We start from the raw sequence: 12,342 nt of genomic DNA on the forward strand, positions 1-12,342 counted from the left end.
GCCCAGGTCCAGTTGGTCACCTGCACACTTGCGGGTGGTGGGCCGGGCCTCAGGGAAGCCCGTCTGCAGCGCCGCGGATGCTCATCCAGGCGCCGCCGTCGGGCGCGCTGCCGGCGCGGACGCGGAAGCCGTGCAGTCCGGCAATGGCAGCCACGATCGACAGCCCCAGGCCAAATCCTGGAGCTTGCCCGGCACTGCTGCTGCCGCGGAAGAAGCGCTGGTAGATCAAGGTGCGGTCCTGCGGCGGGATGCCCGGCCCGTTGTCGATCACATCGATGCGGGGCGCGCCGTGGTCGTCCACCGCGCGCAGCAGGATGCGCCCGTGCGCGGGCGTGAACTGCAGGGCGTTGGACAGCAGGTTGGCCACCGCTTCGAACAGCAGCTCGCGATCGCCGCGCAGCACGCCGATCTGCGGCGCGACCTGCAGCTGCAGCTCCTGTTGTTTCTCTTCGGCCAACGGCAGGTAGAACTGGTGCAGCTCCTGCAGCAGGTCGGCGATGTCGACCTCGTCGAAGGCTGAGCGGCGCTGGTGGCTTTCCAGCTCGGACACGCGCAGCAGCGCAGCGAAGCGCGCCATCAGCATGTCAGTCTCCGCCAGCGCCTTGTCCAACGGGTCCGCATGCGGGTCGTGCTCGTCCAGGCCCACGCGCATGCGGTAGAGGTGCGCACGCAGCCGGGTAAGTGGCGTGCGCAGATCATGCGCGATGCTGTCGCACACGCCTTTGACCTCGGTCATCAGCTGTTCGATGCGTTCCAGCATGGCGTTGACGATGCTCGACAGCCGATCGATTTCATCGCGCCGGTTGGATACCGGCAGGCGTTGCCCGAGGTCGCCGGCGATGATCCGGTTGGTGGCCGCTTCGATCTGCTGGATCCGCTTCAACGGGCGCCGGCGCAGCAGATGCCAGCCCACCAGCCCGGGAATGACGGTCAGTGACACGCCCCACAGCAGCGCATCGAGGATGATGCTGTTGACCGCCATCAGCTTGCCGTTCTGGCGCACGAACACCAGTGTGCGGCCATCGCGGGTGACCACGCCGAGTGCGCTGCCACCGCTCTCATGCGGGCCATCGACCAGTGTCCAACCCGCCACAGGATGCGAGTTGCCATCCAACGGCAGTCCCTCGGGAATGGCCGTCAGCGGCCCCGCCATCGGCATGCCGGCGTTGTCGAACAGCCCGTACGTATACACCTGGTGCAGGTCGAAGCGCTGGCTGTCGCGCAGCGCGTCATCCAGGGCAGGGCCGTCGAAGCTCATGAACAGATGGGCGCGCTGTTGCAGACCCGATTCGGTCAGGTCGTTCAGGTAGTCCGAGATGCGCCAGTACATCACCCCCAGCAGCATGCTCGACCAGGCCACGAACAGGATGCAGTACAGGCCAAGAAGGCGGCTGCTGGACGAGCGCCACTGATCAGGGTTGCGCGTCGAAGACATAGCCGGTTCCCCTTACGGTCTTGATCGGCTGCGTACGGCCGGGCTGCTCGATGCGTTTGCGCACACGGCCGATATGCACGTCGATCAGGTTTGTGCCTGGGTCGAAGTGGTAGCCCCAGACTTCCTGGAACAACATGGTGCGGGTGACCACCTGGCCGGCGTTGCGGACCAGGAATTCGAGCAGCTTGAACTCGGTCGGCAGCAGGCTGATCTCCTGGCCGCCACGGCGCACCGAGCGGCTCATCAGGTCCAGTTCGAGGTCGCCGGCGCGCAGCATGCTGTCGACGGTGCCCAGCTGTCCGTGGCGGCGGATCAGCACCTCCACCCGCGCTGCCATTTCATCCGAAGCGAACGGCTTGGTCAGGTAGTCGTCGCCACCGGCGCGCAGCCCGCGCACGCGCTCGTCCACGTCCGACAATGCGCTGATCATCAGTACTGGCGTGGTCACGCCTTCGCGGCGCAGCGTGGTGACCAGGGTCAGCCCGTCCACGCCCGGCAGCATGCGATCCAGGGTGATCACGGCGTAGTCGCCGGCGCGTGCCAGCGCCAGGCCATTGCTGCCATCGGCCGCCAGGTCGACCTCGAAGCCGTGGCTGCGCAGCTCGGTGGCGATTTCCTCCGCGGTGACAAGGTCGTCCTCGATGGTGAGTACGCGCGGCATGGGCCACTTTGCAGATTGGGACCAGCGCATCCTCGCAACCACGGGCGTGCACTGCAAATGAAAAATGTTTCATGCGTTTTTCGCTGGATCGCAGCGTGGGGTCTTCTATATTCGGCGCCGAGCGCTCCCCCCGGCGCGTGGAACCTGCTGCCGATGACCCTTCCGTATTCCTTCCCGCCGGCTGCGGCCTGGCGCCTGCCCCGAACCTGGCGCCTGCCGCTGCTGTTGATAGCCCTGGCGACCCTGCTGGCCGGTTGCGGCAAGGACGCGCCCAAACCAGGCACAGCGACGCCGGAAGTGACCGTGCTGACGCTGCAGAACCAGTCGCTGGCGCTGGAGCAGGAGCTGCCGGGACGCACCATCGCCTCGCAGGAATCGGATGTACGCCCGCAGGTGGATGGGGTGCTGGTGAAGCGGCTGTTCGAGCAGGGGCAGCTGGTGAAGGCCGGGCAGCCCCTGTTCCAGATCGAGCCAGCGCTGTACCAGGCCGCCCTGAACGAGGCGCAGGCCAACCTGAAGACCGCCGAAGCGGCGGCCGTGACCGCGCGTCTGCGGGCGCAGCGGATGCAGGCGCTGGGCAAGGACCAGCTGGCCGCGCGCCAGGACGTGGACGACGCCATCGCCAGTGCCCAGCAGGCAGCTGCGGCAGTGCAGGCGGCGCAGGCGGCGCGCGATACCGCCAGCACGCGGCTGGGTTTTGCCACCGTCACCGCACCGATCGCCGGCCGCATCGGGCGCGCGCTGTTCACCCCCGGTGCGCTGGTGACGTCCGCCCAGGCCGACCCGCTGGCGCGCATCCAGCAGGTGGATCCCATGAACGTGGATATCACCCAGTCCAGCAACGAGTACCTGGCGTTGCGTCGTGCCATTGCCGAGGGTGGGGTGCAGGCCAACAGCGCGCCGGTGCGGCTGCGCTTGTCCGATGGCACCGACTATCCGCTGCCGGGCACGCTGGAGTTCGCCGACATCGATGTGCAGCAGGACACCGGCAGCATCACCCTGCGGGCGCAGTTCCCCAATCCCGAAGGACAACTGCTGCCGGGCATGTATGTGCGCGCGCAGGTGGGCCAGGGCACGCAGCAGCAGGCGCTGCTGGTGCCGCAGTCGGCGGTGGACCGCAGTGCCAAGGGCGAGGCGCAGGCGTGGCTGGTCGACAAGGAGGGCAAGGCGCGGCTGCGCACGTTCCGCACCGCACGCGCGGTCGGCAACCAGTGGCTGGTGCTTGACGGCATCAGCGCTGGCGAGCAGGTGGTGGTGGCGGGGGCGCAGGGCCTTGCCGACGGCATGCCGGTGCGGGTGAAGCCCGCGCCCGTGGCCGCGCCGGCCGGAAAGGACTGAGCGCATGCTGCCGCGCTTCTTCATCCACCGCCCCGTATTCGCCTGGGTACTGGCGATCTGCATCATGGCGTTCGGCACGATTGCGGTGACCCAGCTGCCGGTCGAACAGTATCCGGACATCGCACCGCCGCAGGTCAATATCACCGCCAACTACACCGGCGCGTCTGCGCAGACGGTGGAAGACAGCGTCACCCAGGTGATCGAACAGCAGATCAAGGGCATCGACCACCTGCTGTATTTCTCTTCCACCAGCTCGTCTTCGGGGCAGGCGCGGATCACGGTCACCTTCGACCAGAGCGCCAACCCCGACATCGCCCAGGTGCAGGTGCAGAACAGCGTCAACCAGGCCATCAACCGCCTGCCGCAGGAAGTGCAGCAGCAGGGCGTGACCGTGGCCAAGTCGCAGGGCGACTCGTTGATGGTGGTTTCGCTGTACGACACCAGCCGGCGCATGGAGCGGGTGGACGTTTCCGACTTCCTGGTCAGCAACGTGCAGGATCCGATCAGCCGCATTGCCGGCGTCGGCGAGATCAATGTGTTCGGTTCGGCCTATGCGATGCGGGTGTGGCTGGATCCGCACAAGCTGCGTGCATACGACCTGATGCCGTCTGATGTGCGCAGTGCGATCCAGGCGCAGAACACCCAGGTCACGGCCGGTGAACTGGGGGCGCTGCCGTCCAGTGCGACGCAGAGCCTCAATGCCACCGTCACCGCGCAGTCGCGCCTGCAGACACCGGAACAGTTCCGCGCGATCATCCTGCGCACGCTGCCCAGTGGCGCGGCAGTGCACCTGGGCGATGTGGCGCGGGTCGAGATCGGCGCGGAGAATTACCAGACCAGCAGCTACCTCAACGGCTATCCGGCCGCAGGTTTCTCGGTGACCCTGGCCTCCGGCGCCAACGCGCTGGCCACCGCCGATGCAGTGCGCGCGGAGCTTGAGCGGTTGCGGCCTACGTTCCCGCCCGGGCTGCAGGTCGCCTATCCACGCGACAGCACGCCGTTCGTACGGGTCTCCATCGAAGGGGTCATCCACACCCTGATCGAGGCGATCGTACTGGTCGTGGTGGTGATGTTCCTGTTCCTGCAGAACGTGCGCGCCACCCTGATTCCTGCGATCACGGTGCCGGTGGTGCTGCTGGGTACCTTCGGCGTCCTCGCGGTGGCCGGTTTCACCATCAACACCCTGACGCTGTTTGCGATGGTGCTGGCCATCGGCCTGCTGGTCGATGACGCGATCGTGGTGGTGGAGAACGTGGAACGCATCATCCACGAAGAGCATCTGCCGCCACGCGAGGCAACCGAGAAGTCGATGAGCGAGATCACCGGTGCGCTTATCGGCATCACCGTGGTGCTCGGTGCGGTATTCCTGCCGATGGCGCTGTTCGGTGGTTCCACCGGCATCATCTACCGGCAGTTCTCGATCACGATTGCATCGGCCATGGCGTTGTCGGCGCTGGTCGCGCTGACTTTGACACCGGCGCTGTGCGCGACCCTGCTCAAGCCCTCGTCGGCACAGAAACCAGCGGGACGCTTCTTTGCTGCGTTCAATCGCGGCGTCGAACGCAGCCAGTCGGCCTACCAGGGCAGGCTGGGCGGCGTGGTTGCCCGTCCACGCCGCTGGATGGCGTTCTACCTGCTGCTGGTGATCGCCATGATTGCCCTGTATGCGCGCATGCCGACCGGCTTCCTTCCGGTGGAGGACCAGGGCCAGGTGACTTTCCAGTTCTCCACGCCGGAAGGCACGCCGATGGCGCGCACCGAGGCGCTGGGCGAGCAGATCAGCCGCTACTTCATGGAGCACGAGAAGCAGAATCTGGACGTGGTGTTCGTGGTGGTTGGTCGCAACAATGCGGGTACCGGCCAGAATGCCGGCCAGGGCTTCCTGGCGCTCAAACCGTGGGGCGAGCGCAACGGCGACAACACGGCGGCGGCGATCATCGCGCGCGCCAATGCCTATTTCCGCAAGCTGCCCGACGCCAAGGTGAATGTACTGGCGCCGCCAGCCGTGCGCGGTCTGGGCCAGTCCAGCGGTTTTGAACTGTGGCTGCAGGACACCAGCGCGGCAGGTCGCGTGGCCTTGCAGGCGGCGCAGGAACAGGTGGTGCGCGCAGCCGGCGAGGATGACGGGCTGACCTCGGTGCGCTTGAACGGGCTGGGTGACAAGGCCGAGCTGCGGCTGGACATCGACCATGCGCAGGCCAGTGCCCTGGGTCTGGCCCAGGCCGACATCAATTCCACGCTGTCCGCTGCTTGGGGCGGCAGCTACATCAACGATTTCCTGGACCGTGGCCGGGTCAAGCGCGTCTACATGCAGGGCGACCAGCCTTACCGCAGCGTGCCCGACGACATCGGCCAGTGGTATGTGCGCGGCGGCAACGGTCAGATGGCATCGTTCGCCAGCTTCGCCAGCAGTCACTGGGCGCGTGGGCCGCAGCTGCAGCAGCGCTTCAACGGCCTGCCTGCGATGCAGATCCAGGGCAGTGCGGCCGAAGGGCGCAGCTCGGGCGAAGCGATGCAGCGCATGCAGGCGCTGGTGGCCGGACAACCCGGGTTCGATCTGCAATGGAGCGGGCTGTCCTACCAGGAACAGCTGGCCAGCAACCAGACCCTGTACCTGTACGCCGCGTCGATCGCCTTCATCTTCCTGTGCCTGGCCGCGCTCTACGAGAGCTGGACGGTGCCGGTGGCGGTGGTGCTGGTGATCCCGCTGGGCGTGATCGGTACGGTGCTGGCGACCACGGCGGCGGGCTTCGTCAATGACATCTACTTCCAGGTGGGGTTGCTGACCACGATTGGACTATCGGCAAAGAACGCGATCCTGATCGTGGAGTTCGCCGAAGCGCGCTACCGCGCAGGTAGTTCGGCGGTGGAGGCGGCACTGCAGGGCGCGCGCCTGCGCCTGCGGCCGATCGTGATGACTTCGCTGGCCTTTGTGGCAGGCGTCATCCCGCTGGCGTTGGCCACCGGCGCCGGCGCGGTCAGCCGCCGTGAAATCGGCATGAGCGTGATCGGCGGCATGCTCTCGGGAACGGTGCTGGCGGTGGTGCTGGTGCCGCTGTTCTTCGTGCTGGTACGGCGGCTGGGCAGGGCGCGGCCGGTGCACTGAGGGCAGGGCCGCCAGCTGTCATCGGTATGCCGCAGCGCCATCACCCGGTCTTGGCCTGGGCATCGGTACGGTAGATCGTCCCCGCCCCCAATGGAGACCTGCCATGTGGTTGCTCGACCGACTCTGGCCCCCGCGCCCTGTGCTGCCCGCCGAGACGCTGCCGCCTGCAGCGGACACGCCCTCGCGTCGAGCGCCGTTGAAGCGCCCGTTGCGCGTCGGCCGGGCCAGCATGGCGCCGTGGCAGAAGATCGCGCCGCCGCTGCGGCGCAGCCGGCACTAACCGGTACGGTCGGCGGGGTGGTTCACCCCGTCATTGACCGGAATCGTTCCCAGCGCGAACGGATCGATGCCTTCCAGGCAGGCCACGTTGTAGCCGTACTGGTCCGGGTTGGAGCGGCGGCGGTGGTGCGTGTAGATGCCACAGACGCCGCAGAAATAGTGCTCGGCCACGTGGGTGTTGAACTGGTACAGGCGCAGATGAGCCTGGCCGCGCACGATCTGCAGCCCGTCCCGTGCCACGCTGGCGGCGATGGCGCCGCGGCGCCGGCACATCGAACAATCGCAGCGGCGCGGGTCGACGATGCCCTCGGGCAGGTCCAGCAGCAGCTCGACCGTGCCGCAATGACAACTGGCCCGGTGCTGCGCCTGCACGGCTACGCCGGCCACGGTGGTGATGCCCATCTCTGCTCCCTGCGCGCCCTTGGTGGGTGCCAGTATGCCCCCGGCCACGCCAGCCTGAACCGGTTGTAGATGTCGCCGTGAGGCGGCTTGTGGCTAACTATGCCGCCCCGGGACCTCGACAGGACGCCAGTGAAAGCCGCAGGACGATGGATGACAGGATGTGTGATGGTGCTGCTGGCGCTGTGGGTGGCCGGTCTGTTGACCTACCAGATGCCCGGGCCGGGCTGGCTGGGCGGCGCTGTGGCGTTGCTGTGGTTGCTGGCCGCCGTCTGGGCGGCCTGGCAGGTGGCGCGCGGCCGTGGCACGCGCAGGCTGTGGGCGGCCTTTGCCGGCGCTCTGGCGCTTGCGGGGCTGTGGTGGCTGCTGCTGACCCCGCGCCAGGACCGCGACTGGGCCGATGACGTGGCGCAGCGCCTGCACGTGGAATCCTTCGATGGCCGCCACGTGGTGCTGGACAATGTGCGCGATTTCACCTGGCGTACCGAGACCGACTACGACGCGCGCTGGGTGCGCCGCAGCTACGACCTCGACCAGCTGCGTTCGGCCGATCTGGTGCTGTCGTACTGGATGGGCCCGGCAATCGCCCACACCCTGGTCTCGTTCGGATTCGAGGACGGGCGCCACCTGGTGTTCTCACTGGAAATCCGCAAGGAGCGCGGTGAATCGTTCTCGGCGCTGGGCGGCTTCTTCCGCAAGTTCGAGATGACCCTGGTCGCCTCCGAAGAAACCGACATCATCCGCACCCGCACCAACGCGCGCGGCGAGGATGTCTACCTGTACCGCCTGCACGGCATGGACCGCAACCAGCTCAAGACCCTGTTCGCTGCCTACATCGACCAGGCACGCCAGCTTGATGCTGCGCCCGGCTTCTACAACACCCTGACCAGCAACTGCACTACGATCGTCTTCGATCTGGCGCGGCATATCGCCCCGCGCCTGCCGCTGGACTACCGGCTGCTGGCCTCGGGCTACCTGGCCGAGTACGCGCAGGAGGTGGGCGCGCTCACGCCTGGCGTGCCGTACGCCGAACTGCATGCCAAGGGCCGCATCACCGAGCGCGCGCTGAAGATGGCCCCCGACGATGATTTCTCCACCGTGATCCGCCAGGGCATCCCCGGCACCGAGCAGGACCCGCAGCAATGACCCCGATGATCCTGTTCCGCTGGCAGCGCGTGCTGCCGGCGCTGTTGGCTGCCTTCCTGCTGCTGGGTGGCAGCGGCTGCGCGATGGTCACCGTCAAGCAGGTGGCGTCCAGCGATTACCTGGTCAACAAGCGTGCCGACGTGCTCAACACCGGCAAGCTCAGCCCCGCCTCGCGCGAGACGCTGAGTGCGGCCGGGCTGGACGAATCGCAGTGCGAGAAGGACTTCCTGGTCTGCCGCAGCACGCTGTTGATGACCGATGATCTCAACGTCGAGCAGCGCTTGTCGACGCTGTCCGAGCTGTGGGTGAAGGCCGCTCTGGCACTGACGCCGAAGAAGCAGGCGGCCAACGAGCCGCCGATGAGCGATGCAGCGCTGGATGCGTGGCTGGAGGCGGCGCGCTATGGCTACGCCTATCTGTTCTACAGCGGACGCTCGCCCTCCGATCGTGCGTTCGAGGACCGGCAGACGCAGGTGCGCGATTACTACAACTACGCTGCCGAGAAGGCCGCCGTGGTGTTGTTCGCGCGCGCCCGCGCCGCCGCATTGGCCGGCGAGGACTACACCAAGCCGGTGTCGGCGGGCAGCTGGACGCTGGCGTCCGATTTCCAGCGGCTGTCGCTGAAGAGCATTCCCAAGCAGCTGGTGCCGGCAGGCACCGTCAGCTTCGTCGGCATGCGCAGCACCTATCGCCGCGATGGTTTCGGCGCCGAACTGGTGATGGTGATGGACCCGCCGAAGCTGGTGGTGCCGGTGGTCGCCGCGGAAGGGCCGAAGGCCGAAACGGCACAGGCGCAGGCCACCAAGGACGAGCAGGAGGAGGGCGTACGTCGCGGACGCCGCCACCAGCACGACGATTCGGTGCCCGAGTACAGCGAGATGTCCTCGATCAATGTCACGGCGTTGCTGCGTTTTGAAGGCAACACGCTGGAGGACGTGATGCGTACCCGCCAGGTGCTGCTGGATGGCTATTCGCCGGAGGCGACCGAGCGCATCACCCTGCATGGCGAAGAGGTACCCTTGGCTGGCAACTTCACTGCTGCCTACGGCCTGTGGCTGGCGCAGAGCGGGTTCGCCACGCAGTCGCTGCGTACCCTGTTCGGCATGAGCGAGGGCATCGGCGAGCCGCACATTTACCTGATGCAGCCGTGGGATCCGAACCGCCGCATCATCTTCATGCTGCATGGCCTGGGCAGCAGCCCGGAAGCGTGGGTGAACCTGGCCAACGAGATCATGGGTGACCCCGAACTGCGCCAGCAGTTCCAGGTGTGGCAGGTGTACTACCCGACCAATGCGCCGATCGCGCTGAACCGCTATGAGATCGCCAACGCATTCAACGACACGTTGAAGCACTTCGACCCGAACGGCAGCACGCGTGCCTCCAAGGACATGGTCTACATCGGCCACAGCATGGGCGGCGTGCTGGCGCGGCTGCTGGTCAGCGACTCGGGCGACGTGCTGTGGAACGATCTGCTGGCCAACTATGACCTGAAGGGCGAACGCCTGAAGCGGGTGCAGTCCAAGCTCGGTCCGCTGCTGCACTTCAAGGCCGAACCGAACGTGGAGCGTGCGATCTTCATCGCGGCCCCGCACCAGGGCACGGACATCGCCGGCAACAAGGTCGGCCGCCTGATCGGCCGCCTTGTTCGCCTGCCGTTGACCATCCTCGGCAAGTTCGAGGATGTGTTTTTGGCCCTGGCGCAGGCCGAGCAGCAGGTGGATGGCACGGCCAAGCCGAAGATTCCCAACAGCATCGACAACCTCAAGGCCAGCGACCCGTTCGTGAAAGCCGCTGCACAGCTGCCGATCACGCCGGGCCTGAAGTACCACTCGATCATCGCCCAGCGCAAACCGGAACTGCCGGTGGAGAAGTCCGACGATGGGCTGGTGCCGTACTGGAGTTCGCACCTGCCCGGCGCGCTGTCGGAGAAGGTGATCATTTCCGGCCACAGCGTGCAGGAAACCCCGCAGGCAGTGCTGGAAGTACGCCGCATCCTGCACCAGGACATCGATGAAGTGGGCACGGTGGCGCGCCCCTGATCGCGGGTTCCGCCGGGCGTGTCCCGGCGGAACCCGCGGCGTGTCTACACCCGCCTGGCGATCACGGTGGCGAACGCGGCCAGGCCGAGGGTGATGGCCAGGCACATGATGTAACCGGTATGCGGGGCGCTTTCCACGAACAACGCGAACAGCGCGCCGGATACCGCCAGTGCGGTGGTCACCGACAGCGCTTCGCTCAACTGCAGGGCCGAGGTGTTCGCGCCCTGTTCGTGCGGCGGTGACAGTGACAACGTCAGCACCGACAGGCTGGCGTAGATCATGCCCATGCCGAAGCCGGTCAGCGTCCAGCCGACCAGTGCGACCGGCAGTGGCACCGCAGTGAACAGCACCGCCAGCGTCGCGGCGATGCCGACGGTCATCAGCGGCGTGCCCACGCGCAGCAGTTGCTGGCGCGACCAGCCGCGCTGCTGGTGGCCCTGCAGCCACGAGCCGGTGAACCAGCCCAGTGCACCCAGGCTCAGCACGGCACCGGCCCAGCTGGGCGACAGCCCTCGCTCGCGCTGCAGCAGCAGGGGCAGGTAGGCCTCGCAGGCGAAGAACGCGGCAGCGGCCACACCGCGCAGCGCGATCACGCTGGGCAGGCCGCGGCGCAGGCGCAGGGTGCCGGCCGGCAACAGGCGATGCACGCAGAACAACAGCGCCAGCATTGCCACGCCGATGCACACTAGCGCCGGCACGCCCTGTTGCTGCCCACCCAGGTACAGCAGCAGGGCAGCAAGGGACGCGCCGGTGGCCCAGCGCACGATGCTGCCGCGGCCATCATCGGCAACACCGGTCGCTGGCGCCTGCATGCGCGCCAGCGCCGGTCGCAGCAGCAGGCCGGCCGGTATCGCCAGCAGCGGCACCGCCAGGAACACCCAGCGCCAGCCCAGGTGCTGCACGATCACCCCGCTCAATGCCGGGCCGATCATCGAGGGCACCACCCAACCGGCAGAGAACGCGGCGAATACCTTCGGCCGCAGATGCTCGGGATAGGTGCGGCCGACCATCACATACAGCGAGACCGAGATGGCACCGGCGCCGAGGCCCTGCAGCAGACGGCCGGCCACCAGCATGCCCATGCGCATCGCGAAGCCGGCCAGCAGCAGGCCCAGCACGAAGCAGGCCAGACCCCACCACAACGGCCGTGCCGGCCCGTGGCGGTCGGCCCAGCGGCCGGCCAGGGTCATGCCGATCACGCTGGTGGCCAAGGTGCCACCGAAGGCCAGCGCATACAGGCGCAGGCCATCCAGGGCCTCGGCTACGGTAGGCATGGCGGCGGCTACCGCCAGCGCCTCGAACGCATGCAGGGAGACCAGGGCGACCATGCCCACGGTGGTGGCGCGGTAGCGCGCGGACAGGATGGAGGAATCGACCGGATCGGCCGTGGCAGCGGGGGAGGGCATCGGGTTCCTGCGGGTGGCGGACGGGCCGCGCTTGTCATCTGGCGGCGATGGTAGCAGCATGCCACCTCAACCAAAGTTGAGGTCAATCGATGCTGGCACAGGACATGAGCGTCGGCGATGTCGCCCGCCGCAGTGGCGTAGCGGTTTCTGCGCTGCATTTCTACGAGCGCAAGGGGTTGATCAGCAGCCTGCGCACGTCGGGCAACCAGCGCCGCTACGCCCGCGATGTGCTGCGGCGGCTGGCGGTGATCCGCGTGGCGCAACGCGTGGGCATGCCGCTGGAGGCGGTGGCGCGTGCGTTCGAGAGCCTGCCGCAGGGGCGGGCGCCGACCAAGGCCGACTGGGCCAAGCTGTCGGCACGCTGGCAGGTGGAGCTCGAAGAACGCATCCACATGCTGCAGTTGCTGCGCGACGAGCTGACCGGTTGCATCGGCTGCGGCTGCCTGTCACTGAAGCGTTGCCGCCTGGCCAACCCGGATGATGTGCTCGGCGAGCGCGGCGACGGCCCGATGCGCTGGGGCTGACCGTGCTGG

Annotated in this window: 9 protein-coding genes; 5 read left to right on the plus strand and 4 right to left on the minus strand. The window is 67.5% G+C overall.

Annotated features, from left to right (window positions below; translation table 11 throughout):
• Positions 1-49: 49 nt before the first annotated feature.
• Together QP457_RS05050 and QP457_RS05055 are read right to left on the minus strand one after the other, a co-directional pair.
• Positions 50-1,435 carry a HAMP domain-containing sensor histidine kinase gene (locus QP457_RS05050; RefSeq protein ID WP_191078645.1) on the minus strand — a complete coding sequence of 462 codons (1,386 nt, stop codon included), beginning with the start codon at positions 1,433-1,435 and terminating at the stop codon, positions 50-52.
• Positions 1,413-2,096: a response regulator transcription factor gene (locus QP457_RS05055; protein WP_180163768.1), complete on the minus strand. Its 684-nt coding sequence runs from the start codon at positions 2,094-2,096 to the stop codon at positions 1,413-1,415. Before QP457_RS05055 ends, QP457_RS05050 begins: the two co-directional genes overlap by 23 nt.
• A gap of 153 nt (positions 2,097-2,249) precedes the next feature.
• Here QP457_RS05055 and QP457_RS05060 point away from each other — a divergent pair, with 153 nt between their 5' ends.
• On the plus strand, positions 2,250-3,434 hold the full coding sequence (locus QP457_RS05060) for an efflux RND transporter periplasmic adaptor subunit (protein ID WP_205405060.1): 1,185 nt from the start codon (positions 2,250-2,252) through the stop codon (positions 3,432-3,434).
• A gap of 4 nt (positions 3,435-3,438) precedes the next feature.
• Entirely contained in the window at positions 3,439-6,540 is a 3,102-nt protein-coding gene (locus QP457_RS05065) for an efflux RND transporter permease subunit (protein ID WP_205405059.1), read from the plus strand.
• A 276-nt stretch (positions 6,541-6,816) separates the two neighbouring features.
• Here QP457_RS05065 and QP457_RS05070 read toward each other — a convergent pair whose 3' ends face one another.
• Positions 6,817-7,221, minus strand: a complete 405-nt coding sequence (locus QP457_RS05070) for a GFA family protein (RefSeq protein WP_089239261.1) — start codon at positions 7,219-7,221, stop codon at positions 6,817-6,819.
• Positions 7,222-7,386: 165 nt separating this feature from the next.
• On the opposite strand from QP457_RS05070, the gene QP457_RS05075 reads away from it, so the two are divergent.
• Together QP457_RS05075 and QP457_RS05080 are read left to right on the plus strand one after the other, a co-directional pair.
• The gene (locus QP457_RS05075; RefSeq protein ID WP_180164308.1) at positions 7,387-8,364 is read left to right on the plus strand and encodes a DUF4105 domain-containing protein; all 978 of its coding nucleotides are present in this window, start codon (positions 7,387-7,389) and stop codon (positions 8,362-8,364) included.
• The gene (locus tag QP457_RS05080; RefSeq protein ID WP_205405058.1) at positions 8,361-10,403 is read left to right on the plus strand and encodes an alpha/beta hydrolase; all 2,043 of its coding nucleotides are present in this window, start codon (positions 8,361-8,363) and stop codon (positions 10,401-10,403) included. The genes QP457_RS05075 and QP457_RS05080 overlap by 4 nt, the downstream gene beginning before the upstream one ends.
• Positions 10,404-10,447: 44 nt before the next feature.
• Here QP457_RS05080 and QP457_RS05085 read toward each other — a convergent pair whose 3' ends face one another.
• Positions 10,448-11,869, minus strand: coding sequence for an MFS transporter (locus QP457_RS05085; protein WP_205405057.1), 1,422 nt, complete (start codon positions 11,867-11,869; stop codon positions 10,448-10,450).
• Between the two features lie 29 nt (positions 11,870-11,898).
• Between QP457_RS05085 and soxR the strand changes: the two genes are divergently transcribed.
• On the plus strand, positions 11,899-12,333 hold the full coding sequence (soxR, locus tag QP457_RS05090; protein WP_032951587.1) for a redox-sensitive transcriptional activator SoxR: 435 nt from the start codon (positions 11,899-11,901) through the stop codon (positions 12,331-12,333).
• Positions 12,334-12,342: the final 9 nt, after the last annotated feature.

The sequence above is a fragment of the Stenotrophomonas sp. As-7 genome (genome assembly GCF_030291015.1).
GTDB lineage: Bacteria > Pseudomonadota > Gammaproteobacteria > Xanthomonadales > Xanthomonadaceae > Stenotrophomonas > Stenotrophomonas lactitubi.

Coding starts and splice junctions, on each gene's coding strand:
- QP457_RS05080 (WP_205405058.1), top strand. CDS start 8,361: ATGACCCCGATGATCCTGTTCCGCTGGCAGCGCGTGCTGCCGGCGCTG.
- soxR (WP_032951587.1), top strand. CDS start 11,899: ATGCTGGCACAGGACATGAGCGTCGGCGATGTCGCCCGCCGCAGTGGC.
- QP457_RS05085 (WP_205405057.1), bottom strand. CDS start 11,869: ATGCTGCTACCATCGCCGCCAGATGACAAGCGCGGCCCGTCCGCCACC.
- QP457_RS05060 (WP_205405060.1), top strand. CDS start 2,250: ATGACCCTTCCGTATTCCTTCCCGCCGGCTGCGGCCTGGCGCCTGCCC.
- QP457_RS05050 (WP_191078645.1), bottom strand. CDS start 1,435: ATGTCTTCGACGCGCAACCCTGATCAGTGGCGCTCGTCCAGCAGCCGC.
- QP457_RS05065 (WP_205405059.1), top strand. CDS start 3,439: ATGCTGCCGCGCTTCTTCATCCACCGCCCCGTATTCGCCTGGGTACTG.
- QP457_RS05070 (WP_089239261.1), bottom strand. CDS start 7,221: ATGGGCATCACCACCGTGGCCGGCGTAGCCGTGCAGGCGCAGCACCGG.
- QP457_RS05075 (WP_180164308.1), top strand. CDS start 7,387: ATGGTGCTGCTGGCGCTGTGGGTGGCCGGTCTGTTGACCTACCAGATG.
- QP457_RS05055 (WP_180163768.1), bottom strand. CDS start 2,096: ATGCCGCGCGTACTCACCATCGAGGACGACCTTGTCACCGCGGAGGAA.